Genomic DNA, 23,527 nt, shown 5'->3' on the forward strand with positions numbered 1-23,527 from the left:
CGGGCGTGGGTCAGGTGCGGTCGTACAGCAGGTCCCAGACGCCGTGGCCGAGCTTCTGGCCGCGGGTCTCGAAGTGCGTCTGCGGGCGCCAGTCCGGGCGCGGCACGCTGCCACGCGGGCCGGCACGGTTGACCAGGCCGGCGGTGGCGTCGAGCACATCCCACATCTGCTCGGCGTAGTCTTCCCAGTCGGTGGCGCAGTGCAGGCGACCACCCGGGCGCAGCTTGCGCACGATCAGTTCGGCGAAGGCCGGCTGCAGCAGGCGGCGCTTGTTGTGGCGCTTCTTGTGCCACGGGTCCGGGAAGTAGATGCGCACCTCATCCAGCGCACCGTCGGCGATCTCGTTCTGCAGCACTTCCACCGCATCGTGGTGGTACAGGCGCACGTGGTCGGCGTTGTCATCGGCCAGCGCGTTCAGCAGGCGGCCCACGCCCGGGGCGTGCACTTCGATGCCGATGTAGTCGCGCGACGGATCGTGCTGCGCGGCGAAGCGCATCGCTGCACCGTTGCCGAAGCCGATTTCCAGCACCTTGTGCGCCGGGCGGCCGAAGGTGGCATCCAGGTCGCGCGGCTGGCCGTTGTAGTCGATGCCGAAGCGCGGCCAGCGTTCGTCGAACGCGCGCTGCTGGGCGGGGGTGAAGCGGCCCTGGCGCAGCACGAAGCTGCGCACCTCGCGGCGGCCCTCGCTCACGGTGAAGGGCTTGGGCGGGGCCTTGGAGCCGGCGCTGTCAAAAGGATTGGTCATCAGCCGATCAGCCCATCCACCGGGGAGGAGGCGCTGGCGTAGCGCTTGCGCGGGATGCGCCCGGCCAGGAAGGCCTCGCGGCCGGCTTCCACGGCCTTGCGCATGGCGCTGGCCATCAGCACCGGATGGCGCGCACCGGCGATGGCGGTGTTCATCAGCACGCCGTCGCAGCCCAGCTCCATCGCGATGGCGGCATCGGAGGCGGTGCCCACGCCGGCGTCGACGATGATCGGCACCTTGGCGTCTTCGATGATCTGCAGCAGGTTGTACTTGTTCTGGATGCCCAGGCCCGAGCCGATCGGCGCGGCCAGCGGCATCACCGCAGCGCAGCCGATCTCTTCCAGGCGCTTGGCCAGGATCGGGTCATCGGAGGTGTAGACCATCACCTCGAAGCCGTCCTTGACCAGCTGCTCGGCAGCCTTGAGGGTCTGCACCACGTCCGGGTACAGCGACTTCTGGTCGCCCAGTACTTCCAGCTTGGTCAGGTTGTGGCCGTCCAGCAGCTCGCGGGCCAGGCGGCAGGTGCGCACGGCGTCTTCGGCGGTGTAGCAGCCGGCGGTGTTGGGCAGGATGGTGTAGCGGTCCGGCGGCAGCACGTCCAGCAGGTTCGGTTCGCCAGGGTTCTGGCCGATGTTCGTGCGGCGGATGGCTACGGTGACGATCTGGGCGCCAGCGGCCTCGGTGGCCAGGCGGGTTTCTTCCAGGTCCTTGAACTTGCCGGTGCCGGTCAGCAACCGCGAGCCATAGGTCTTGCCGGCGATCACCAGCGAATCGGGGGAGACAGGGAGGTTCATGACGCGATTATCGCTTATCCGCCTGAAGATGGGGTCGTCACTTCGACGCCGCCGGGCATGGCCCGCCGCTACCGGAAGAGATGCGCAGGGTAGCGCCGGGCCAAGCCCGGCGAGCGCGGAGCGCGGTTTTTCCTCAGCCGCCGCCGAGCGCGTGCACGATCTCCACCACGTCACCTTCGGCCAGCACGTGCTCGCCATGGCGGCTGCGGCTGACGATCTCGCCATTCACTTCCACCGCCACCCGGCGCTGCAGCAGCTGCTCGGTGGCGAGCAGGTCCAGGAGGGTCGCCGAAGCGGGCAGGGTGCGGGGTTCGCCATTGAGCTGGATGTTCATGCGCGCATTGTCGCTTATGGCCCGTCAGGATCGGAACCGTCGCCCCCGTGCGCCGCACGCCATCACCGGCACAGCCCGCCAGCGCAGTCTCAGGCGACAATTCATGCGGCGGCGCAGCGTGAGCAATCGGCGACACGGTGAAACCATTCACCGTGCGCCGGCGTACGTGTGCGCCGGATCCCCAACATTTCCCCCCAGGAGTTCTACATGCTGCTCAGCAAACGCCCGATCCGCTCCCTGATGGCGGCCGCGATCGCGCTCGCCGCGCTGCCGGCCATGGCAGGCGAATCCCCGTTCACCCGCACCGTGTTCTTCGGCGACAGCCTGACCGACAGCGGCTACTTCCGCCCGCTGCTGCCGCCCGACGTGCGCCCGGTCACCGGCCAGTCCACCACCAACCCGGGCTGGGAATGGGCGCAGTTCGTGGCCGATTACTACGGCACCAACGCCAGCCCCAACGGCAACGGCCAGAACGGTGACAACTACGCCGTCGGCGGCGCCCGCGTGGGCGTCGACCTGACCCAGCCGGCGCTCGGCAACGTCGCCGTGCCCTCGCTGAAGACGCAGATGGCCAATTATCTGGCCGCCAACGGCGGCAAGGCCGACCCGAACGCCCTGTACACCGTGTGGGGCGGCGCCAACGACCTGTTCTCGATCACCGCCCCGGCCCAGGCACCGGCCGTCATCGGCGCGGCGGTCACCACCCAGATCGGCATTGTGTCCAGCCTGAAGCAGGCCGGTGCGCAGTACGTGCTGGTGCCCAACCTGCCTGATATTGGTTCCACCCCGGGCTTCATCGATCGTGGCGCCGCGGCGCGCGCACAGGGCACCGCCCTGTCCAACGCCTACAACAACGCGCTGTACGGTGGCCTGAAGCAGGCCGGCATCGAGTTCATCCCGCTCGATACCTACACCCTGCTGCACGAGATCATCGCCAACCCGGGCATGTACGGCTTCAGCAACGTCACCGGCCGCGCCTGCCTGGTGCCCTCGTCGCTGACCTGCAGCCCGCTGGCCTATGTGCGCCCGGATGCGGCCAGCACCTACCTGTTCGCCGATGACGTACACCCGACTACGGCCGCGCACCAGATGCTGGGCCAGTACGCCATCTCGATCCTGGAAGGCCCGCGCCTGCAGCAGATCCTGACCCACTCGGCGCAGACCATCGGCCGTTCGCGCGCCGACCAGGTCAGCCTGCACCAGGCCGGCCGTCCGGCCGATGGCATGTCCTGGTGGGGCGGCGTGCGCGGCGACATGCAGCGCTACGACCACGCCGACGTGTATGACGGCGTGGCCCCGGCCGGCCTGTTCGGTGTCGACTGGGCACGTGACGGCATGGTCTTCGGCGGCTTCGCCGGTTTCGGCCGCATGAACGCCGACTTCGGCAACAGCCGTGGCGACTTCACCCAGAAGGACACCACCGCTGGCCTGTTCGCGGGCTGGTACGGCGACCGCATCTGGGTCAACGGCCAGGTCAGCTACACCTGGCTGTCCTATGACGTGAACCGCAAGGTCCAGCTCGGCCCGGCCACCCGTGAACACGGCGGCTCGCCGGACGGCAGCAACCTGACCGCCGCCCTGAACGCCGGTTACGAGTTCGGCACCGAAGGCGGCTTCCGCCACGGCCCGATCGCCTCGGTGATCTGGCAGAAGGTGAAGATCGACGGCTACACCGAAACCGCCGATGCCAACACCCTGGCCACCGCCCTGGGCTATGGCAAGCAGGACGTCGATTCCACCGTGGGCCGCATCGGCTGGCAGGCGCGCTTCGATGGCGGCAGCGTCAAGCCGTACGTGCAGGTGACCTACGACCACGAGTTCGAGGACACCAAGCAGGCCAGCGCATGGGTGCAGAGCCTGCCGGACGTGGGCATGTACCGCGTGCCGGGCATGGACTTCGACAAGAACTATGCAACCGCCATCTTCGGCGCGCGCATGGAGCTGTTCGGCCTGCAGAGCAACATCGGCCTGAGTGCCACCACCCTGCAGAAGCGTGCGCAGGACGCCACGCTGTTCGCCAACTTCAGCGGCAGCTTCTGATCCAGGGCGGGGTCGGATCCCTTTCCACCCGGAAAGGGCTCCGACCCCGTTGCCGCCGGCATTGCGCAACACCGGCCGGTCCGCATAGACTTTCACCCTGCAATGCGGGCGTAGCTCAATGGTAGAGCTGTAGCTTCCCAAGCTACTGACGAGGGTTCGATTCCCTTCGCCCGCTCCATCCTGCCTCTCAATCACTCTTGATCGAGCAGGTCGCCCAGCCCATCCCCTGCAGAAGCTGACTTCGTGTGAGCGCGCTGGCGCGGCTACTCGGCTGAAAGCGGTTTGATCCCAGCGAGATGTTCCTTGAGGCGCTGGTGCCGGGAAGTGCCTGCCGGCATTGTCGCGGCAAAACAGGAAACCCAGGCCGTTCCCGAGGCGGTCCACCTCCATCTAGTAGCGGAGCGTATCCCGGACGCAGGCCGTGAGGTCCTTGGTCAGATCAAGGAGGGGACGGTTGGTGTATGAAGATCGTGGGGATAGCTGGTCCATTCCGCCATCGTGTCCATCCGCCGTTGAGTGATCCACAGTATCAACGCACGACGTGTGCAACGCTGGATATTGCGCTTCGCTGCTATTAGCCTGTGAGCGCACATTCAGGAGGTCGACGTGAAGGATCGCAACGAACCATCAAAGCGGGAGGCCGCAACACATGTTGAACCTGCCGCGCCGGTCCGGCCTGTTGGCCTGATCGTGGCAGCAACGCTGACGGCCGTGACCGCGCTGCTGGCAGGCGTGAACAGTCTGTTCGTCCCGTTCGCGCCTGCGCATCTGCTTGGGGGCGCAGCAGTCGTATTTGCTGCGGTGACCTTCGTGCTGTCCAAGAAGGCCGGTCGGTAGCTCTGAAGACGGCCGGGTCCGTTCCTGCTGCCTGACTCTACGTGGCTTTGAATCGAGGCATTCTTCGCCGATACATCCAATGGCTGCCCATTCTGGTCTGGGCTGTCATCTGTGTGGCGTTTTGGTCACCTCTGGCGGTGACCGCAGGCTTGGCTGCGTGTCTTGCGCTGGGAGTCGTGCTGCAGCGCCTTGACCTGGTCGGTGATGCCGTCGGCGGCGCACGGCTGCGTTCGCAGTTGCCAGGGCGCCTGGCCGAGCGTCCCCCCACGCATGACGTGCTGCTGGAATCGGCTGAAGTGGGCATGGGCGGGCCTGTTTACAGCGTCCAGATGCTGCGCGATGGCGCCATCGTCGAAGGGGTAGCCATCCTCGGCAGCAACGAGGCCAGCTGTGGATGGACGTCGCTGCCGGGCAGCGCGCTGCGCCTGGCCACCGGCTCTGTCGACCGGAACGAGGGGGTGATCGTCTACGACGAGCAGCACAAGGTGGTGCATCTGCTGGCCGTCGCTCCAAGCGTGTTCGCGCAGGAACTGGGTGCCCGTCGGCAATCCGATGGCGATGTGGCGGCGGCATCGTGGCTGCGCAGCCTGCCTTGCCGCCTGATCCAGCTGCATCCCTGTCGAGGGCTATGGCTGGCGGAAGGGCACCCGGCACTGGCTGCAGGCGTGCCGAAGGCGCTTCGCCACGTCCTGCCCGACGCCCGGGTCCTGCAGGCCATCCCCATGCTTCCCGAGGATCTGCGCCTGACCGCGCATCCGGCCCTGTTCACGCGACTCTGTCCGTACTCGCTTCACTTCGACGGTGAGGCCACGGGCCGCCATGTGTGCGGTCTGGAGACGGTGATTGCCAGCCCATCGGGACGATGCGTGGTGGTGGCGGGCAGTGTGATGGATGCGGATCTGCGTCCCCACCAGAGCGTGTGGCTCATTTACTGGCGGGGGCGTTGGCAGGCCATCGCAGGCCATGCCGTGGGCGGTCGTGGCAAGTCCACAAGCATGGTCTGGATCAACGTGATCGAGGTGAGTGATGACGGCACGCTTCACGGCGAAGCCCATGAAGATCACTGGGTGGCCGATGCCATCAAACGGATCCCCACGCCGCACACGGCACTGGAACTGCCCGTGGAGTGGCGGCAGACCGGGCTGGCCCTGCGGGTCCGCAACGGACGCTTCACGCTGCGCCTTCCCTGATCTGCGGCAGCACGTCGCGGAGCATCATCCTCCCGCCACACGCTCGCGCTATGCTGCGCGCCTGCCGTCCACTGCCGCCGCGATGAAGCTCGCCATCCTGTCCCGCAACAGCTCGCTGTACTCCACCCGCCGGCTGGTCGAGGCCGCGCGCGCGCGCGGCCATACCGTCCGCATCCTCGACCCGCTGCGTTGCTACATGCGCATTGCCGCCGACGGCTTCTCCATGCACTACAAGGGCCGGCCGATGACCGGCGTGGACATGGTCATCCCGCGCATCGGCGCCTCGATCACCCGCTACGGCACCGCGGTGCTGCGCCAGTTCGAGCTGATGGGTGCGCGGACGCCCAATCCGTCCGACGCGATCCTGCGCTCGCGCGACAAGCTGCGCGCGCACCAGCTGCTGGCGGCCAAGGGCATCGACATGCCGGTCACGGTGTTCGGCGACAACCCGGACGATACGGTCGACCTGCTCTCCATGCTTGGCCCGCCGCCGCACGTGGTGAAACTCAACGAGGGCACGCAGGGCCGCGGGGTCATCCTCACCGAGAAGGCCAGCGCCTCGCGTGGCATCGTCGAAGCGCTACGCGGCCTGTATGCCAACTTCCTCATGCAGGAATTCATCGGCGAGGCGAAGGGCGCGGACCTGCGCTGCTTCGTCGTCGGCGACCAGGTAGTGGCGTCGATGCAGCGGCAGGCTCCAGAGGGCGACTTCCGTTCCAACCTGCATGCCGGTGGCACGGCGGTGGCGGCCAAGGCCAGCCGGGCTGAACAGCAGGTGGCGGTGCGCTCGGCCAAGGCCTTGGGCCTGTCGGTCTGCGGGGTCGACCTGATCCGCTCCGAGCGCGGCCCGCTGGTGCTGGAGGTGAACTCCACGCCGGGCCTGGAAGGCATCGAAGCGGCCTGCCAGGTGGACGTGGCCGCACGCATCATTGCTCATGTCGAGAAGATTAAAAAGCCTTGATTATCGGTGGCTTGTAATTTTACTGAAGATTGCCGGGCGGGTTTAACAAGGCTTTAATCGGGGCCGGCGTAGGCTTCAGCGAACCGCAGCTCTGCCTCTCAGCAGGATCGGTAATCGGGATACGACTTCAGGCCCAGGCGGGTAGACCGCCTGGGTCTTTTTTATGCCCGCCCGGCTCCTGCCAAAGGTCCCTTGTGGTGGCGCAGGGCGGCTCGTAGAGTTGGGCCTTCGTTCCGGGATGGATCGGGGGCTGGCGATGTACCGCATCACTGTGTTTGCAATGTTGCTGGGGCTGTCCGCGGCCGCACAGGCCGGGTCGGAAAAGCCCGTCGTGCAGATGGACCGGCAGGCGCCGGTAGCCGACCAGGTGCGCCAGGTCGAAAAGGCGCTGGACAATGGCGAGTACGCCGAAATTTCAACGGATGACCGTGCGCAGGTGCGGCAGTCGCTGGCCCGCATCACCCAGCGGATGGGTGACCGCCAGACGGTGCAGGAACTGCCCGCGACGGTACAGAACGAGGTCTTCAACGACCAGGAGCGGATCAACACCATCCTTACCCGCGCCCACGCCGACAGCCGGCAGGTCTGCCAGCACACCCGTACCACCGGCAGCAACATGCCCAAGAGCCGCTGCCTGACCGTGGCCGAGCGCCGGCGGATCGAGGAGAAGGGCAAGGCGCTGCTCAACGACGAGCGCAGCTACAAGACCCTCTCGCCGCCCCCCGCCGGGCGCTGACGGACGGCCGTTGGGCCCCCTGCCGGTCGTCCCTTGTAGGTACACCGGCAGCTCCGTAGAGTGGGTGATTCTTCATGGACGATAACAAGGGAAACTATGCGCCGCATGACCTCGCTTGGCCTGGTGTTCTGCATTGGAGTGACGCTGGCGGCCACCGCCCAGGCCAAACCCGACAAGGATGCTGAAGTGAAGCTGGATGCGAACCTGCCGGTTGCCGCGCAGGTGAGCGCCATCGAAAAAGCGATCGATTCCGAGGATTACAGCGAGATCGCCAGGGAAGACAAGACCAACCTGCAGCAGGCGCTGGGCCGCATCCAGACCCGGCTGGGCGACCAGGAGCGGGTGGACCAGCTTGACCCGCAGGGCCGCGCCGAGATCCTCAAGGACCAGGACGTGGTCAACACCATCCTGGCCCGGGCCTGGTCCGACAGCAGGATGGTCTGCAGTCGCGAGCGCACCGTCGGCAGCAACATGGCCAAGCGCGTGTGCACCACGGCAGCCCAGCGGCGCCGGATTGACGAGGCCAGCCGCAGGTCGTTCGAAGACAGCAACCGGATGGGCAACCTGAGGCGCTGACCAGCCGGTCCCGCGTTCCGTACGAAATGTTAAGAATGGAACCTGTATCGTTCAGCGGGTAGACGTGGCGTCCACCCGCTCGGTTGCATCCTGAGCGGGTCGGCATCCCCCGACGACCCTTACTGAATCAGAGGTCCCAGTGCGTATTCTCGTAATCGAAGACAACAGCGACATCGCAGCCAATCTTGGCGATTACCTCGAGGATCGGGGCCACACGGTGGACTTCGCTGCTGACGGGGTCACCGGCCTGCATCTTGCCGTGGTGCATGAGTTCGACGCGATCGTGCTGGATCTCAACCTGCCGGGCATGGACGGCATCGAAGTCTGCCGCAAGCTTCGCAATGAAGCCCGCAAGCAGACCCCGGTGCTGATGCTGACCGCGCGTGATTCGCTGGACAACAAGCTGGCCGGTTTTGATTCCGGCGCCGATGACTACCTCATCAAGCCGTTCGCGCTGCAGGAAGTGGAAGTCCGCCTCAACGCCCTGTCGCGCCGCGGCAAGGGCGTGCAGACCCGCGTGCTGGAAACCGGCGATCTGGAATACAACCTGGACACGCTGGAAGTGCGCCGCCAGGGCAAGCTGCTGCAGCTCAACCCGACCGCGTTGAAGATCCTGCAGGCGCTGATGGAGGCCGCTCCGGCGGTGGTCACCCGCCAGGAACTGGAAACCCGCGTCTGGGGCGAGGAGCTGCCGGATTCGGATTCCCTGCGTGTACACATCCACGGCCTGCGCGCGGTGGTCGACAAGCCGTTTGAAGTGCCGCTGATCCAGACCCGCCATGGCATCGGATACCGCATCGCCACCCCGGAAGCCTGATCCGGTGGCAACCAGGGGGGGGCGTCGGCGCACGCCTTATCGGCGGCGCCTGCGCAGTCGCATCATCGTCTCGTTTGTGTTGTTGGGCTTCTGCCTGACGACACTGTTCGCGTTCGCCACCAACTGGGCCCGCATGCGCGTGGAAACCCAGCTGGTCGAAGACGTGATGAACCGCAACATCAACGAGTACGCGCGGCGTTACTACGAAGACCCCCTGCGCAGCCCCGACCTTCCGGTGCAGCAGATCAAGGCGTATGCCTACCCGAAGGACAAGTTCGAACGGGTCAGGGAAGAACGCGCGCAGTGGGCGGCCTTCCCCGATGGCATCCATACGGTCACCGGTGACGAGCACGGCGAGCAGTATTCGTACAAGCTGGCCGTGCGCAAGACCCCTGACGCCTGGTTCTTCCTCGCCTATGACATGACCGACAGCGTGCGCGGCGGGCAGCAGCTCAACCGCGCACTGGTGTTGTCGGTACTGGTGTTCAGCCTGCTGTCGCTGGTGCTGGGCTGGTGGTCAGCATCGAAGGTGATGAAGCCGGTGTCCGACCTGGCCGCACGGCTGCGTGCCTACCGCGGTGGCACCAGCGATCCCGAGCCGCTGGCACCGCGCTTCCCGGATGACGAGGTGGGCCAGCTGGCGCAGGCGCTGGATGACTATTCCTCGCGGCTTACCGAGGTCGTGCAGCGCGATCGCGAATTCAATGCCGATGTCAGCCACGAGCTGCGTACACCGCTGGCGGTCATCCGTGGCGCGACCGAGCTGCTGCTGACCCGCCCTGGCCTGGACGAAAAAGTGCTGCAGCGACTGCAGCGCATCCAGCGTGCCGAACAACAGTGCAGCGACCTGATCGGCGCCTTGCTGCTGCTGTCGCGCAACGAGCGCGGGCAGGGCACCAGCAATGTGGCGCGCGTGGCCGATCAGCTGCTGGATGCCCACCGCGCCCAGCTGGGCGGCAAGCCGCTGGAACTGGTGCTGGAAGGCGAGCGCGACCTGGTGATCGATGCTCCCGAAGCCGCGTTGTCGGTGGCGCTGGGCAATCTCATCGGCAACGCCGTGAAGTATTCGCAGGATGGCAGCGTGCGCGTGCACGTCAGCAGCAATGCGGTCTCGGTGACTGACAGTGGCCCTGGCCTGAGTGAAGAAGATGCGGCCAAGCTGTTCCAGCGCGGCTATCGCGGTACCCATGCCGGCCACTCGCAGGGCGGTGGCATCGGCCTGTCGATCGTCAGCCGCCTGTGCGACCTGTACGGCTGGCAGGTGAGCGTGCGCCCCGGTGGCGACCGCGGCGTGATCGCGACCCTGACGTTCTCGCCAAAACCGCTCTGATCATCCACGCATGGCGTGGATCTACTGAACCCTGCTGGCGGTGGGTGCGGACCGTTGGTCCGCACGGCGGATGAGTCCGGTGATGGTGGGTGCGGTGAGTGGTGGGTGCGGACCGTTGGTCCGCACCGAGGTTAAGTCCGGTGATGGTGGGTGCGGACCGTTGGTCCGCACCGCAGGCATCCTCATCCACGCATGGCGTGGATCTACTGTCGTAACCGGCGTGCTTGGGTCTTGCTTCTGCCGGTGGACGTCCATCCATTCCCTTGCCGCAGAGCGCTTTGACGCATTTGCCTGCTGACATCGCCCCGCGCAGCTGGCCAGATGGCCTACCACCTGCACGGAGCCCGGCCATGTCCCATCGCACCCGTTACCCGAACCTGCACCAGCTGGTCGGCGATTCGATCGACCTTCTGTCTGCGGAGGTCGCCGAACGCGTGGAAGCTGTCCTCAGGGAACCTGGTGACCTGATGAACGTCCTGCAGGAAAGGATGGAAGCCGACGCTGCAACCAGCCAGGCCGCCCAGCGCGCCGGGCTGAGCGAGCCGCAGACCGGCACCATGGCGGGCCTGAGGCGTACCGTGTCCGGTATCAGCACGCTGACCCGGCTCATGCATGCCGCGCACATCGCGCGGACGCGTGGCGGCCCGCTGCAGGCCGTGCCATCAGAGACGATGGAAGGCCTGATGGTGGCCGCGCGTGAGCTGACCCGCCATGTGCAGCAGCAGCTGCAGGCCGAGCGCATGCGGGGCGCTGCGACGCTGCAGTAGAGCCGAGCCCATGCCCAGCTGCCGTGGCGGCGGTGCCGCCGCCCGGGAATGGAGCCCGGGGTGCGGACCGTTGGTCCGCACTGCCGATGCTCTCATCCACGCATGGCGTGGATCTACCGGGCCTTCGTGGCCGAGTGCTCGCCTGGAATCGGCGTCGCTGTGCCGAGCGCTTCGACGACATAGAGCCGCTTGACCAGCACATACAGCACCACGGTCAGCGGCGCCGCCAGCAGCACGCCGGCCGGGCCCAGCAGCGAGCCGATGCCGAACAGGGAGAACAGCAGCAGGGCAGGGGGAAGATCAACCGCACGCTGCTGGATAAGCGGCTGCAGCAGATGTCCCTCCATCTGCTGCACCACCACGAACAGTGCCACCGTAGCCAGGGCAATTTCCGGACTGACGGTGAAGGCCAGCAGGATGGCCGGAACCGCCGCGAGGATGGGGCCGACGATCGGTACGAAATCCAGCAGTGCGGTGATGATGCCCAGCCCGAAGGCGACCGGCACGCCCAGTGCCCACAGGCCCAGCCCGGTCAGCAGGCCGACGACTGCCATGGCCAGCAGCTGGCCGCCCAGCCAGGCCTTCAGTGCATTGCCGCTGGCGTGGAGTGCATCGTCCACGGCCGGACGCTGCCGCGTCGGCAGCAGCTTCAGCAGGCCCGTGCGGTACAGCGTCGGTTGCGCGGCCAGATAGATGCCGCCGATCAGCACCAGGAACAGGTCCGCCACACCGCCGGTGGCCGACATCGCCAGTGACCCGGCGCGGGCGGCCATCGTCGATACGCTGGATTGTGCGTTCTGGGTCAGCTCATGGACCGTGGGCCCGATCGGGCTGTCCGCCAGCCACGTCTGGAAGTTCTCCCATGCGGCCGGCAGCGTCTGCCGCAGGGTGGCCATCTGCGCACTCAGCTGCGACCCGAACAGCCACATCGCCAGCGCAAACAGCACCATCAGCAGCAGTACGGTCAGGCCCAGTGCCCACCCTTCTGACAGTGGCGTGTGACGAAGCACCGCGCCGACGATCGTCCGCAGCAGCGCTGCCACGACTACGGCGCCGAAGATCAGCAGCACCAGTTGCGACAGTTGCCACAGCACCAGGCCGAGGGCGACCAGCGCCAGGGTCACCACCACGCGGGCGGTATAGGAACGGAGAGAGGCGGTGGGCACGAGGTGATCTCACAGGCAGGCGCAATGACAGGCGCAGGACCATAGCGGGAGGCGTGAGAAGACGGTGTGTGTCTGTCCGGTTTCAGTTGTCGCGTACGCGGCACGGCTGTCCGGAAGGCGATTGTCGGGGCGACCTCTGGTGTGGCAGGCAATGTGTGAGCGTCACCGCCCTTTCGAGCGCTGCTGATTGTCGATGAGGCAGTGTGTGCGTAGCCTGATGAAGTCAGGACGCTGTGCGCCCTGTCGTCATGGCCCGGAAACCAATATCCCTGAGCGCGATGCTATTTGGATGATGATCAGATCACGTGTCGTAGCGTTGGCATTTCTGGCGGGTGTTGCTGGCTGTGATCGCAGCGCGCGGACCTATGATTCCCTCTCGCAGATTGCAAGTGAGGAGGATCTTTCCGTGGTGCGCGCTGCAGCAGTGCCCGAGGATGCCACGCTGATCGATATCCGGTCGGATGTGGAATCCGGGGAATACTACATTTCCTACAATGCGAAGGATCCGCTTGCCTGGATTCGCAATGGCGGGCTGAAGGAGGCGGAGGGAAGTATCGTTTCGATGATCCGGAGTTCAGTTGGCTTCGGGGCCAGTTTGCCGCCTGATGCTGAATTTTATTACAGGTGCGGCATTTCCCGCCGTTTGGGCGCAGAGGGTATGAGTGCGTATGAGCTTGTGCTGGTCGGCCTGGATGGAAAGCGGCGATATTTCTGGAACAGCTTCCATGATGAGCATCTCGAAAGGGCCTTGTGCCTTGAAACGAACTCCCGGTGATTCCTGCTCAGTCTCGTATTGTTGCGGTGGGATCGAGCATTGCCGCTGCACTCTGGCTGCGCCTTGGGTGATTTTCGGTCCAGCGTGAGTGCCCCGGTCGCGCGGGTGTCATGTAGAACATATCTCCCAAGGAAGGCGTGAATGATCCCAAATGACCAAGGGCTCAAGGAAATTCTGTCGAAGTTTGCAGATGAATATACGTTCGAAGGATATAGTCTGACCGCCCCTGAGAGCCCTGGCGTCTGCGGTGACACTCCGCTTCATGTGGCGGCGATGAAAAACAAGGTCGATCTTCTGAGCGAGATGATGCCCTATGTGACTAATGTTGACGTTGCCGGTGACATGAATCTGACGGAAGCCGCCGGATATCTTCTCTCATGTGGTGCAGACCCCTTCATCAGGGACGAGTTTGGAGATCTGGTCCTGGATAAGATGAAGCTGAAGGCCGGGTTCGAGGAGCTTGTGGCCAGCATCGAGTCAGGACGATACAAGGGGGCACAAAATCGGGGGCGCTGAATCTTGCGGTCTGAAGTAGCCGTGAGTTCCAGTGTGTGCGCGCAACCCGACCTCGATGTAAGTGGGGTCGGGTAGTAGTGTGATGATTGAGGTGGGAGGTGGAAGTGTCCAGATCGCGGCGGACGTGGCGTCCGGTGATTTTCATTCCAGCGATGGTATTTGCCCTTCTGTCCGCAGCCATGGGGGCTGCGACATTGGAGATTGGGCTCAACGAGGGGGCTGTGCGCTGTAATCGCCGCTGCGGGGTTGTTTTCTCGCTCCTGAAGTATTTCAGTCACTCGACGCAGGAGCGTGTCATCGCGCTGTTGTTTTTCGCCTCGGCTGCAATGCTGGTGCATATCGCAATGCGTCATGGGTTGCTTGACGGGCACCAGCGTGGAGTCAAAAAGAAGAAATCCAGGAAATGAGGGCTGATCCCAGTCGTTCTTCCAGGAGCAGGCAGTACAGCCCGCTACGGCGCAGCCAGTTCGAGATACCGCGCATGCAGGGCTTCGACCTGCGCCTGCAGGTCTTCCGGGTGGCCATCATTGACCACCACGTCGTCGGCAAGGGCCTGGCGCTGTGCGCGGCTGGCCTGGGCGGCAATCATCCGGTCCGCCAATGCAGCATCGATGCCGTCGCGCTGCATCAACCGCGCGTGCTGCACGGCCTCGGGCGCATCAACCAGCAGGATGCGGTCCAGCCAAGGGTAGGCCTGGCGGCCGCCGACCTCGGTCAGCAAGGGAATGGCGGCCAGCGCATAGGGGCTGGCTGCCTGTTCGCACTGCTGCTGCATCAGGCGGCGAATCGCGGGATGGGTAATTGCCTCAAGGGCCACCCGTTCGGCGGGGTCGGCGAACACATGGGCCCGCAGGCGGGCCCGGTCCAGGCTGCCATCGGGCAGCAGCATGGTGGCGCCGAAGCGCTCGGCGATCATGGCCAGCGCCGGGCTGCCAGCAGCGACCACCGCACGCGCGGCCAGATCCGCGTCGGCGACCACGATCCCCAGCGCCTCGAAGCGCCGGGTCACCTCGCTCTTGCCGGCGGCGATGCCGCCGGTCAGGCCGACCACGTAGCGGCTCATGACGGCAGCGTCAGCGCAGCCCGCTCATGACCAGGTACTGGTTCACCACCGGCTCGCCCCACATGAAGTACACCCAGCCAGCCAACGCCAGATAGGGGCCGAAGGGGATCGGCGTAGCCTTGTCGCGGCCGCGGGTATACAGCCAGATCGAGCCGATGATGGCGCCCAGCACGGACGACAGCAGGATGATGGGCAGGATGCCCTTCAGCCCGCACCAGGCGCCCAGTGCCGCGAGCAGCTTGGCATCGCCGCCGCCCATGCCGTCGCGGTTGGTCACCAGCTTGTAAGCCTTGGCCACGACCCACAGCACGAGGAAGCCGGCAGCGGCGCCGATCAGGGCGGGCTTGGCTGGCATGTACAGGTTGTCCATGCTCCCCACCAGGCCCAGCCACATCAATGGCAGGGTGACCTGGTCCGGCAGGTACTGCGTGCGCAGGTCGATACCCGACAAGGCGATCAGGAAGCAGGTCAGCACGATGGCGCCGAAGCCCTGCCAGCCGAAGCCGAACTGCCAGACGCAGGCCAGCACCAACACCGCGGTCAGCGCCTCCACCAGTGGGTACTGGATGGAAATGGGCGCCTTGCAGTGGCGGCACTTGCCGCCCTGGATGATCCAGCTGAACAGCGGGATGTTTTCGTACCAGGACAGCTTGTGCTTGCAGTGCGGGCAGTGCGACGGCTCGACCACGATGCCGGGTGGAGGCGGGTCGTAGATGTCCGGCTGCTCCAGGACCTCACGCGCCTCGCGCTTCCACTCCCACATCATCCGCCTGGGCAGGCGCAGGATGACTACGTTGAGGAAACTGCCGATTAGCAGGCCCAGGGCGGCCGCGGCGGGGTAGCCGAGGCCGGGATGCTGGTCGAGAAATGCCATGTAAGGTTAGACCACGGAAGCAAGTTTGAAGATTGGGAGGTACATACCGATGACGAGGCCACCCACGATGACGCCGATGAAGATCATGATCATCGGTTCCAGCAGGCTGCTCAGTGCGTCAACGGCATTGTTGACCTCCTGCTCATAATACTCGGCTACCTTGAACAGCATGGTGTCCAGCGCACCCGCCTCCTCGCCGATGCCGGTCATCTGGATGACCATGTGCGGGAACAGGTTCTGCTGCTTCATGGCCATGTTGACCGGGTAGCCGACGGAGACGTCGTCGCGCATGCGCAGCACGGCTTCTTCGTAGACCTTGTTGCCGGTGGCGCCGGCAACGATGCCCAGTGCCTCCACCAGCGGAACGCCGGCCTTGAAGGTCACCGCCGTGGTACGGGCGAAGCGGGCGATCGAACTGTTGTTCATGATCTGCCCGATCACCGGCACCTTCAGCACCAGCCGGTCCAGCGTGTGCTGCATCTTCGGAGAACGCTTGTAGGCCATGGTGAACCCTACGAGGGCACCGATCACCACGAGCAGGATCAGCCACCACCAGGAAACCATGAAGCGGGACATGTTCACGATCAGCTGGGTGAAGGCCGGCAGATCGGCGCCGAAGCCGCGGAACACGTCCTCGAACTGGGGCACGACCCAGATCAGCAGGATGGAGCTGACCGCCAGTGCCACGGCGATGACCATGGCCGGATAGAACAGCGCCTTCTTGATCTTGCCCTTCAGGGCCTCGATGTTTTCCTTGTAGTTGGCGACGGTATCCAGCACCGTTTCCAGCACGCCGGCGCCTTCGCCAGCCCTGACAAGGTTGCGGTAGAGCTCGTCGAACTGCACCGGATGCTTGCTGATGGCTTCGTAGAGCGAGGAGCCGCCCTCGATATCCGTGCGGATGCCATCCACCATCTTCTTCATGCGCGGGTTCTTGTGGCCGCTGCCGATGATCTCCAGCGCCGACACGATCGGCACGCCGGACTTCATCATGGTGGCCATCTGCCGGCTGAAGAACGCGATGTCCTTCGGGCTGACCGCCTTGCCGGCGGCACCGAACATCGGCTTGGGCTTGACCTTCACCTGTCCGGGGTTGATGCCCTGGCGGCGCAGTTCGGCCCGCAGCAGATTGGCGTTCTTCGCCAGCTGCTCCCCTTTCATCTTCACGCCACGCTTGTCGGTCCCCTCCCAGACAAACGGCTGAAGCTCCATGGTGCTACGCGCCACGGGCTCTTTCTTTATCGCACTGCGACTGACAGACATGTTGGCTCCCCAAGGCCCGCCATCCCCAGGCGGGCATCATTGGCTCCGATGTTAGCCGGTTCATGGCCTTCTGGGCAGGCTGTGCGGGGGGCAAATTGCGGAATCGTGCCGGGTTCCGGCCAAAGGTGACGCATTGCGTCACATTGGCTGACTCGTCGCATTTCCGGGCCGGGGGGCTTCACATCCAACAATTTGCTGCCATTATTGGCGCCGGGGAAATCCAAGGGGGGGGCGTGCCGGGGTTGGCACGCAACCTGCGTTGATCCACCCGCGGGGCGCAGGAACCGCTCAGCCGGCCCGGAGCCGGACCGTTCAGGCGCACTGAACTCAACCACCACCAATCTTGGGGATGTACACAATGAAGAACCAGAAGGGCTTCACCCTCATCGAACTGATGATCGTCGTCGCGATCATCGCGATCCTGGCCGCCATCGCTCTGCCGGCTTACCAGGACTATGTCGCTCGCTCGCAGGTCTCCGAAGCGATGACCCTGAGCGGCGGCGCCAAGACCGCTGTCACCGAGTACTACGCTGACAAGGGTGCCTTCCCGGACACCAATGCCAAGGCTGGCCTCGCTCCGGCTGCTTCGATCAACGGCAAGTACGTCCTCAGCGTCGGCCTGAGCGGCAATGGCGTGATCACCGCCACCATGAAGGGCACCTCCTCGGCGAGCTCGAAGATCGCTGGCAAGACCTTCGTGATGACCCCGGCTGATGCCGGCGGCTCGATCACCTGGGATTGCAAGAGCACCGGCACCATCGACGCCAAGTACCGTCCGTCTTCCTGCCGCTAATTGCGCAGAGGACATTGCAGTACTGGGAAAGGGCCGCTTGCGGCCCTTTCTCTTATCTGGAAGGGGAGTTCCATCCGATGCAAAGTGTGCCTGCCCAGCGGATTCTGCGCTTCGGAGCGTTGCTGCTGTTGCTTGTGGGAGTGGTTGTCTATTGGAATGGCCTGAAAGGCGGTTTCATCTTCGATGACTTTCCCAACCTGGTGGACGATGAGGACTGGCGTCTTGTTTCATTGGATGCTGGATCCATCAAGGCCGCCATGACCGAAGGGATCACGGGTGATGCGGGCCGTCCGCTTGCGCTCCTCAGCTTCGGTCTCAACTACTATTTCACCGGTCTGGCAACGTGGCCCATGAAGGCCACGGGCCTGGCCGTGCACCTGCTGAACTCGCTGCTGGTGTTCGCCTTGGCGTCAGCGTTGATGCGGCGGGTACTGTCCGCTCCGGTGGCGAAGGTACGCCTGATCGCGCTCGCCGTGGCGCTGGCGTGGATGGTGCATCCGCTGCAGGCGTCCACCGTGCTTTACGTCGTGCAGCGCATGGAGCTGGGGGCGGCGACGGGGGTGCTCATCGCACTGAACTGCTACCTCCACGCACGCAGCAGCACGCCGCGTTCAAAGAGCGCAGTCCTGTGGTGGTGCGGTGTCGTGCTGGGCACCGTTCTGGGGCTGGGCTTCAAGGAAACCGCGATTCTCATTCCCGCCTACGCGCTGGTGCTGGAGGTATTCGTCCTCGGCTTCCGCAACGCGGATGGAACGCGCGCGCGCACGCTGATTGCCTTGTATGCAGTGGGCATTCTGGCGGCAGCCGCTGTGTTCTTCGCCATCGTCCTTCCGGGAGCGATGTCGCCGGAGCGGTACTCCGCGCGTGATTTCAGCCTGGCGGGCCGGCTTCTCTCGCAGCCAGGTGTCCTGCTCGATTATCTCCAGCAGATCGTCCTGCCTTGGCCGGAGTCGCTGAAGTTCTACTATGACAACGTAGGCGTGCCGACTTCCTGGCTGGCGCCTGCCTTCATGGTGCCGATGCTGTTGCTGATGGCATTGGCGGGCTTCGGCTGGGCCGTACGCAAGCGCTGGCCGCTGACCGCGCTGGGTATCGCCTGGTTCTTTGTCAGCCATGCACTGACCAGCAATGTCGTGCCCCTGGAGTTGGCCTTCGAGCACCGCAACTACCTGGCGCTTGCCGGTATCGCCTTGGCATGGGTGCAGCCCCTTCGTGCGCTGATGGCACGATGCACGCGTGGCGTCGCAGTGACGGTTGTGTCGGTGATGCTGGTCTTCGTGGCTGGAATGGGATGGGTGCAGGTCCAGACCTGGGCTGACCCGATGCGCTTGGCACTGACGCTGTCCAACCGGAATCCGGATTCCCCTCGCGCGGGCTACGAGCTCGGACGCACTCTGCTGGCCTTGAATCCGGATGCCCCGCGGTCTCCCGCGTGGGGATTGGCGGAGAAGGAGTTTGAGCATGCAGCGGCGCTTCCGGGCGGATCTCCTTTGCCTGAGCAGGCATTGATCATCCTCCACTCGTACCAGGGGCGGACGCAGTCGCCCCAGGTGTGGGCGTCGCTTGAACGGAAGATCTCCCGGCGGGCGCTGGGGCCGCAGGAGTCCGGTGCACTCGAGGCAGTGGTCGCCTGTCGCGTGCAAGGGGGCTGTCGCCCCGTCGATGAGCGGGTGCTGCTGGACCTGCTGACGGCAGCCACGGTCGCAAATCCCAACTCGTCGCGGATCAGGCTGGTGTTTGCCAACTATGCGTTCAACGCAATGAAGGACTACCCGCTGGCCATGGAACTCCTGCGGGAGGCGGTCCGCATCTCCCCCGGCGATACGGGCGCGCAGCTCTGGCTGCTGCGGATGGGGTTGGCATCCAACTTGCTTGGCTTGGAGGAAGGCCGCAAGGGGATGGGGATCCTCACGGCGGCCAATAGTCGTCATGCGTATGATCCGGACATCAAGCACCTGGAGCATTGGCTGGCGGAGCAGCAGCAGACAAAGGCAAAAGGGGACTGAACATGAAGCAGCGCGGCTTTACCTTGATCGAACTGATGATCGTCGTTGCGATCATTGCCATCCTGGCGGCCATCGCGACGCCGGCGTACCTCGACTACGTGGCCCGCGGCCAGGTCGCAGAAGGTCTTTCCCTGTCATCGAGCGCCAAAGAAGCGATCGCGACCTACTACTCTGATCACGGCCAGTTCCCGGCGGACAATCTGGCCGCGGGGATGGCAGCACCGGCATCCGTGCGGGGCAAATACGTGCGCTCGGTCACGGTGGACAATACCGGTTCGATTTCGGTCGTGTTTGCGTCTTCGGCCAGCTCAAAAATCGCAGGCCGCAGCCTGGTCCTGACTGCCCACGATACGAATGGCGCGGTGAACTGGTCCTGCAGTGGGCTGGATGGCCGCTACGTTCCGTCATCCTGCCGCTAGTTGATCGCCGCGTCCCAGTGCCTGCAGAAGCAGGCGCTCCATCTGCGTGGCTCTCTGCTCCCAGCTGCAGGTCAGTGAGCGGGGCGCCCGCGATGGGATGGACAGTTGCTGCTCGATGGCTGCTTTCAGTTCCTCGCAGTTCCCGGGGGAGTAGGCGGCCAGGGTTTCGCCGCCGATGCGGCGTGTGTCGCCCACGGCCGCAGCCACGACGGGGATCCCGCAGGCGATGGATTCGACCAGCTTGAGCGGATAGCAGAAGCGCCCGAAGGTTGAGTCGCGATTGCAGACGATGGACACGTCCAGCGCATTGATCAGGACGGGCACGTCTCGCCAGTCCAGCGTACCCAGGTCGATGATCCTTGGATGTGCGTAGCGCTCAAGCGTGTTGTCCCTTGGGCCCGCGATGACGAGATGGAGATCAGGGTCGCTATGCGCGAGCAGGTGGAATGCCTTGAACAGGTCTTCAATGCCCCTGCTCTGGTTCAGCGCGCCTGCGCAGCCGATCAGGCGCGCATTCGTGGGCAGGCCCAGCTGCGCCCTGCATGCGGCCTGCTCCATGGGATGGAACAGGTCAGTGCGCACGCCATTGCCGATCACTTCCAATGGCGTGCCGCCCGGGAGGGATGGACGCAGTGCCGTTGCCAGTGAGGTGGTCACCACGCTGATGCTGGCCGCGTGGCGGCATGCATGGTCGAACGCCGCGCGTACGCCAGGAAGTTTCGTCAGGCCAAACGCTGCGTAGTTGTCATAGAGGTCGACGACGTGTGCGGCATGCAGGCGGCGGGAAAGCCGGTCGCCGAGCGTTGCGCACAGGGCGTCGGAGCTCGAGAGGAGGACATCGATCGGCCGTTGCGCGTGAATCTGGTCGATCATCCGACCCAGGTACAGGACGCGCATCGAAACGGCGTTGATCGAGTGCCAGTGCACACCGGCGGGAGAACGATGCAGGCCCGTACTCCTGCGGCGATAACTCAGCGTGAGCCCGCTGACCGCATGGCCTCGCCGGGCCAGCGCTTCCGGAATCTCCCACAGGCGGCCGTACTGGTCATCGAGCAGGTCCCGCCCTGTGTACTGGCGCTTGCAGAGCATGAGCACATGCATGAAGGGACCTGTGTGGCTATTCTGTCGGGCAGTACCGCATGATGGGCAGTTGCAGGTGGAAAGTCACCTTGGGGAAAGGCGATGGGACTGACGACTGGCAGCCTGCAGGGAACGGCTGGTGATTCCTCCTGCTGCGCCCGGAAACCGGCATGATCTGGCTGTTGGCCAGCCGCTGGGAGCCGGGCGGCCTGGAGCGCGTGCAGCTGAACCTGCTGCGCGGTTTCAGGGAACGGGGTGAGACTGCCCGTGTCATCGCCGGTCGCGATCTTGGCGGCCCTGGCCATGCGGGGGAAGTCGATTTCGTTGCGCCGCGCGGTGCCTGGCAGCTGCTTCTGCGGTTGCCATGGCTGATCAGGCGCGAGCGTCCCGCAATCGTGGTGACGACCGCCAACGATCTCGCCATCTGGATTGTCTTCTGGCAACGGCTGTTCTATCCCGGCACGGCCGTGGTGATCGCCCAGCATCTTGCGCTGTCCGCACCGCGAAAGAAGGCGCGCGGCTCTGCACGATGCAAGCGGGAGGTCATCGGTTGGCTCATGCGTTTCGCCACGCCGGCAGCGCAGGCGATGGTTGCGGTCTCTGCAGCGCTGGCCAGGGATATGGAAGAGGAGCTTGGCCTTCCGGTCGCGCAGGTTCGGGTCATCCACAACCCCATCACCCGCAAGGCGCGCAGCGCGCCGATCCTGCCGGACCAGGCATGGCCCTTCCCGGATGACGGGATCCCACTGTTCATCTATGCCGGTCGCCTTTCGCCGGAAAAGCGCCTGGACCTGTTGTGGGAGGCGTTCGTCCTTTTGCGGCAGACCCACCGGGCGCGCCTGCTGGTGCTGGGGCAGGGGGAGGAGGGAGGCCGTCTTGCCGGGTGGGTGGCAGCAAGCGCGCTGCAGGACGATGTCGCACTGCCCGGCCGCGTGGAGGACGTGCTGCCGTGGATGGTGCGCAGCACGGCGCTGGTGCTGTGTTCGGACTACGAAGGCTTTGGCAATGTCCTGGTCGAGGCCATGCACTGTGGCATCCAGGTCGTGGCCACCGATTGCCCGCATGGCCCTGCCGAAGTGCTGGGGGAGGGGCGGTATGGACAGCTGGTGCCCGTAGGGGATGCGGCTGCGTTGGCGCAGGCCCTGCGCAATGTCGTTGAGGGGAACAGCCACGTGCCTGCGCAGACGCTGCGCGCGCGCGCCGATGCCTTCTCCATCGAGACGGCGTGCCAGGCCTATCTGGATGTGTTCAGTGCTGCGCGCTCGCGCTTGCCGGCGCGGGACTGAAGGACACGACCAGCCAGGCGATGCAGGCCATCACGGCCTCGGCGGTGATGATCATCCACACGGCACCCTGCAGGCCGTACGCGGGGATCCACAATGCCGAGAGCGCCGCCATCAACAGCAGGCCCAGCGCTTCGACGAGGAACTTGCGCAGTTTCCAGCCGCGCCCCAGCAGCGTGTGGCAGCCGATCTGCCGCACGCTGTAGCCGACCACGAACAGGCCCATCCACTGCAGGCCCGGAATGGCCGCGGTGAAATCGCTGCCCAGCAGATGCGGAAGCATGTGGGCGCCGTAGCCCAGCACCGCGCTGGCGGCGATGCCATAGCCCAGTGCGGCCAGGATCATCGAGGCGACGAGGCGCCGGTGCTGGGTGTTGTCCCGTTGCGCCCGGAACAGGCGCGGCATGGCGGACATGATCATGGCGTCGAGCGGCATCGCGAACACTGCCGCGATGCGGTACGCGGCCGAGTACTGGCCGGCAATCGCGCTGCCTCCTGCATGCAGCACGAAGGACTTGTCCAGGGTGGTGACACCCACTGACGAACTCCACGCGACCGCGTGGCCGCTGCCGTGCATCAGGTCGCTCCGGCTGATCCGTGCCTTTGCCGGCCCCGGCCTCAGCAGGCAGCGCACCGCCAGCAGCGCGAGGAGCGCACTACAGGCGGACGCGGCCAGATGCAGCGCGAGATACGCAGTCAGGTCGGGCGATGCGGGCAGGGCGCTGAAGATGCAGATCGCGGCCAGCCGCAGCAAGGCATTCAGCGCGGGCAGGGCGGCCGACCATCCCATCCGGTCATTGGCCGAGAGGGCGAACGCCGCGTTGGTCACGAACGGGAATGCGACGATTTCCGACAATGCGATCAGGCAGAGCGCGGGCCATGACAGCAGCCCCGCACTGAGGAGATAGAAAACCAGCGAAAGCGGACCCGCGCTGATCACGCAGAGCAGCAGGCACTGCTTCCAATAGCGGGCGAAGCGCGAGCGGTCTGCAGCGGCGTACTGGTACATCAGCATTCCGCCGCCCAGGCCCACCAACCCCGCCAGCGCCGATGCGGTGCCCACCGTGCCGGAGAAGAGGCCGTAGTTGTCCGCACCCAAAACGCGCGCACCCACGATGATCCAGGCCGCCAGGCACAGCATGCGGATGCCCTGCCAGAACAT

General features: G+C 65.2%; 25 protein-coding genes and 1 tRNA gene. 17 read left to right on the forward strand and 9 right to left on the reverse strand.

The annotated features are described in order from the left end of the window. Positions 1 to 10: 10 nt before the first annotated feature. From trmB to thiS, 3 genes are all read right to left on the reverse strand, one after another. A complete protein-coding gene (gene trmB / locus AC3WL7_RS09805) occupies positions 11 to 745 on the reverse strand; it encodes a tRNA (guanosine(46)-N7)-methyltransferase TrmB (protein ID WP_006387461.1) in 735 nt (244 codons plus the stop codon). Then, positions 745 to 1,539 carry a thiazole synthase gene (locus AC3WL7_RS09810; RefSeq protein WP_079222965.1) on the reverse strand — a complete coding sequence of 265 codons (795 nt, stop codon included), beginning with the start codon at positions 1,537 to 1,539 and terminating at the stop codon, positions 745 to 747. The genes trmB and AC3WL7_RS09810 overlap by 1 nt, the downstream gene beginning before the upstream one ends. 133 nt (positions 1,540 to 1,672) lie before the next feature. Continuing rightward, the gene (gene thiS, locus AC3WL7_RS09815) at positions 1,673 to 1,873 is read right to left on the reverse strand and encodes a sulfur carrier protein ThiS (protein ID WP_108747263.1); all 201 of its coding nucleotides are present in this window, start codon (positions 1,871 to 1,873) and stop codon (positions 1,673 to 1,675) included. Between the two features lie 207 nt (positions 1,874 to 2,080). On the opposite strand from thiS, the gene AC3WL7_RS09820 reads away from it, so the two are divergent. The 10 genes from AC3WL7_RS09820 to AC3WL7_RS09865 all read left to right on the forward strand — a co-directional run bounded on the left by AC3WL7_RS09820 (position 2,081) and on the right by AC3WL7_RS09865 (position 11,127). Next, positions 2,081 to 3,913: an autotransporter outer membrane beta-barrel domain-containing protein gene (locus AC3WL7_RS09820; protein ID WP_492750146.1), complete on the forward strand. Its 1,833-nt coding sequence runs from the start codon at positions 2,081 to 2,083 to the stop codon at positions 3,911 to 3,913. 104 nt (positions 3,914 to 4,017) lie between these two features. Next, positions 4,018 to 4,091, forward strand: a tRNA-Gly gene (locus AC3WL7_RS09825). 428 nt (positions 4,092 to 4,519) lie between these two features. Continuing rightward, positions 4,520 to 4,750, forward strand: coding sequence for a hypothetical protein (locus AC3WL7_RS09830; RefSeq protein WP_313418903.1), 231 nt, complete (start codon positions 4,520 to 4,522; stop codon positions 4,748 to 4,750). Between the two features lie 41 nt (positions 4,751 to 4,791). Beyond that, positions 4,792 to 5,940, forward strand: a complete 1,149-nt coding sequence (locus tag AC3WL7_RS09835; RefSeq protein ID WP_492750147.1) for a hypothetical protein — start codon at positions 4,792 to 4,794, stop codon at positions 5,938 to 5,940. Between the two features lie 82 nt (positions 5,941 to 6,022). Then, positions 6,023 to 6,901 (forward strand): 30S ribosomal protein S6--L-glutamate ligase, encoded by an 879-nt coding sequence (gene rimK, locus AC3WL7_RS09840; RefSeq protein WP_492750148.1) that lies wholly within the window; start codon positions 6,023 to 6,025, stop codon positions 6,899 to 6,901. A 256-nt stretch (positions 6,902 to 7,157) separates the two neighbouring features. Then, positions 7,158 to 7,637: a hypothetical protein gene (locus AC3WL7_RS09845; protein ID WP_079222960.1), complete on the forward strand. Its 480-nt coding sequence runs from the start codon at positions 7,158 to 7,160 to the stop codon at positions 7,635 to 7,637. A gap of 105 nt (positions 7,638 to 7,742) precedes the next feature. Continuing rightward, positions 7,743 to 8,213 carry a hypothetical protein gene (locus tag AC3WL7_RS09850; RefSeq protein WP_492750149.1) on the forward strand — a complete coding sequence of 157 codons (471 nt, stop codon included), beginning with the start codon at positions 7,743 to 7,745 and terminating at the stop codon, positions 8,211 to 8,213. 139 nt (positions 8,214 to 8,352) lie between these two features. After that, positions 8,353 to 9,030 (forward strand): response regulator transcription factor, encoded by a 678-nt coding sequence (locus AC3WL7_RS09855; protein ID WP_005410804.1) that lies wholly within the window; start codon positions 8,353 to 8,355, stop codon positions 9,028 to 9,030. Continuing rightward, a complete protein-coding gene (locus AC3WL7_RS09860; protein ID WP_492750150.1) occupies positions 8,993 to 10,360 on the forward strand; it encodes a sensor histidine kinase in 1,368 nt (455 codons plus the stop codon). The genes AC3WL7_RS09855 and AC3WL7_RS09860 overlap by 38 nt, the downstream gene beginning before the upstream one ends. A gap of 350 nt (positions 10,361 to 10,710) precedes the next feature. Then, a complete protein-coding gene (locus AC3WL7_RS09865) occupies positions 10,711 to 11,127 on the forward strand; it encodes a hypothetical protein (protein WP_313418908.1) in 417 nt (138 codons plus the stop codon). Between the two features lie 113 nt (positions 11,128 to 11,240). On the opposite strand, the gene AC3WL7_RS09870 is transcribed toward AC3WL7_RS09865, so the two are convergent. Next, complete coding sequence (locus AC3WL7_RS09870; RefSeq protein WP_492750151.1) at positions 11,241 to 12,293, reverse strand: AI-2E family transporter; 1,053 nt, start codon at positions 12,291 to 12,293, stop codon at positions 11,241 to 11,243. Positions 12,294 to 12,498: 205 nt separating this feature from the next. On the opposite strand from AC3WL7_RS09870, the gene AC3WL7_RS09875 reads away from it, so the two are divergent. The 3 genes from AC3WL7_RS09875 (at position 12,499) to AC3WL7_RS09885 (ending at position 13,991) form a co-directional block, all read left to right on the forward strand. Further along, positions 12,499 to 13,068: a hypothetical protein gene (locus AC3WL7_RS09875; protein ID WP_492750152.1), complete on the forward strand. Its 570-nt coding sequence runs from the start codon at positions 12,499 to 12,501 to the stop codon at positions 13,066 to 13,068. A gap of 141 nt (positions 13,069 to 13,209) precedes the next feature. Then, on the forward strand, positions 13,210 to 13,584 hold the full coding sequence (locus AC3WL7_RS09880) for a hypothetical protein (RefSeq protein ID WP_492750153.1): 375 nt from the start codon (positions 13,210 to 13,212) through the stop codon (positions 13,582 to 13,584). A 98-nt stretch (positions 13,585 to 13,682) separates the two neighbouring features. Then, positions 13,683 to 13,991 (forward strand): hypothetical protein, encoded by a 309-nt coding sequence (locus AC3WL7_RS09885; protein ID WP_492750154.1) that lies wholly within the window; start codon positions 13,683 to 13,685, stop codon positions 13,989 to 13,991. A 44-nt stretch (positions 13,992 to 14,035) separates the two neighbouring features. Here AC3WL7_RS09885 and coaE read toward each other — a convergent pair whose 3' ends face one another. The 3 genes from coaE to AC3WL7_RS09900 are packed head-to-tail and all read right to left on the reverse strand — an operon-like array spanning position 14,036 to position 16,784. Further along, the gene (gene coaE / locus AC3WL7_RS09890; protein WP_079222954.1) at positions 14,036 to 14,647 is read right to left on the reverse strand and encodes a dephospho-CoA kinase; all 612 of its coding nucleotides are present in this window, start codon (positions 14,645 to 14,647) and stop codon (positions 14,036 to 14,038) included. A 10-nt stretch (positions 14,648 to 14,657) separates the two neighbouring features. Continuing rightward, complete coding sequence (locus AC3WL7_RS09895; protein WP_108747255.1) at positions 14,658 to 15,521, reverse strand: prepilin peptidase; 864 nt, start codon at positions 15,519 to 15,521, stop codon at positions 14,658 to 14,660. A 6-nt stretch (positions 15,522 to 15,527) separates the two neighbouring features. Beyond that, positions 15,528 to 16,784, reverse strand: coding sequence for a type II secretion system F family protein (locus AC3WL7_RS09900; protein ID WP_079222952.1), 1,257 nt, complete (start codon positions 16,782 to 16,784; stop codon positions 15,528 to 15,530). Between the two features lie 358 nt (positions 16,785 to 17,142). Here AC3WL7_RS09900 and AC3WL7_RS09905 point away from each other — a divergent pair, with 358 nt between their 5' ends. The 3 genes from AC3WL7_RS09905 to AC3WL7_RS09915 all read left to right on the forward strand — a co-directional run bounded on the left by AC3WL7_RS09905 (position 17,143) and on the right by AC3WL7_RS09915 (position 20,002). After that, positions 17,143 to 17,577 carry a pilin gene (locus AC3WL7_RS09905; protein ID WP_295517164.1) on the forward strand — a complete coding sequence of 145 codons (435 nt, stop codon included), beginning with the start codon at positions 17,143 to 17,145 and terminating at the stop codon, positions 17,575 to 17,577. 77 nt (positions 17,578 to 17,654) lie between these two features. Further along, positions 17,655 to 19,583 (forward strand): tetratricopeptide repeat protein, encoded by a 1,929-nt coding sequence (locus AC3WL7_RS09910; protein WP_492750155.1) that lies wholly within the window; start codon positions 17,655 to 17,657, stop codon positions 19,581 to 19,583. Between the two features lie 2 nt (positions 19,584 to 19,585). Continuing rightward, complete coding sequence (locus tag AC3WL7_RS09915; RefSeq protein ID WP_079222949.1) at positions 19,586 to 20,002, forward strand: pilin; 417 nt, start codon at positions 19,586 to 19,588, stop codon at positions 20,000 to 20,002. On the opposite strand, the gene AC3WL7_RS09920 is transcribed toward AC3WL7_RS09915, so the two are convergent. Beyond that, the gene (locus AC3WL7_RS09920) at positions 19,988 to 21,103 is read right to left on the reverse strand and encodes a glycosyltransferase (protein ID WP_492750156.1); all 1,116 of its coding nucleotides are present in this window, start codon (positions 21,101 to 21,103) and stop codon (positions 19,988 to 19,990) included. The two genes, AC3WL7_RS09915 and AC3WL7_RS09920, sit on opposite strands and share 15 nt — an antisense overlap. 149 nt (positions 21,104 to 21,252) lie before the next feature. Here AC3WL7_RS09920 and AC3WL7_RS09925 point away from each other — a divergent pair, with 149 nt between their 5' ends. Continuing rightward, positions 21,253 to 22,368, forward strand: a complete 1,116-nt coding sequence (locus AC3WL7_RS09925; protein WP_492750157.1) for a glycosyltransferase — start codon at positions 21,253 to 21,255, stop codon at positions 22,366 to 22,368. Here the strand turns inward: AC3WL7_RS09925 and AC3WL7_RS09930 are convergent. Next, positions 22,331 to 23,527 (reverse strand): lipopolysaccharide biosynthesis protein, encoded by a 1,197-nt coding sequence (locus AC3WL7_RS09930; RefSeq protein WP_492750174.1) that lies wholly within the window; start codon positions 23,525 to 23,527, stop codon positions 22,331 to 22,333. The genes AC3WL7_RS09925 and AC3WL7_RS09930 overlap by 38 nt on opposite strands.

It is taken from the genome of Stenotrophomonas sp. FW305-3-2-15-E-LB1, assembly GCF_058787375.1.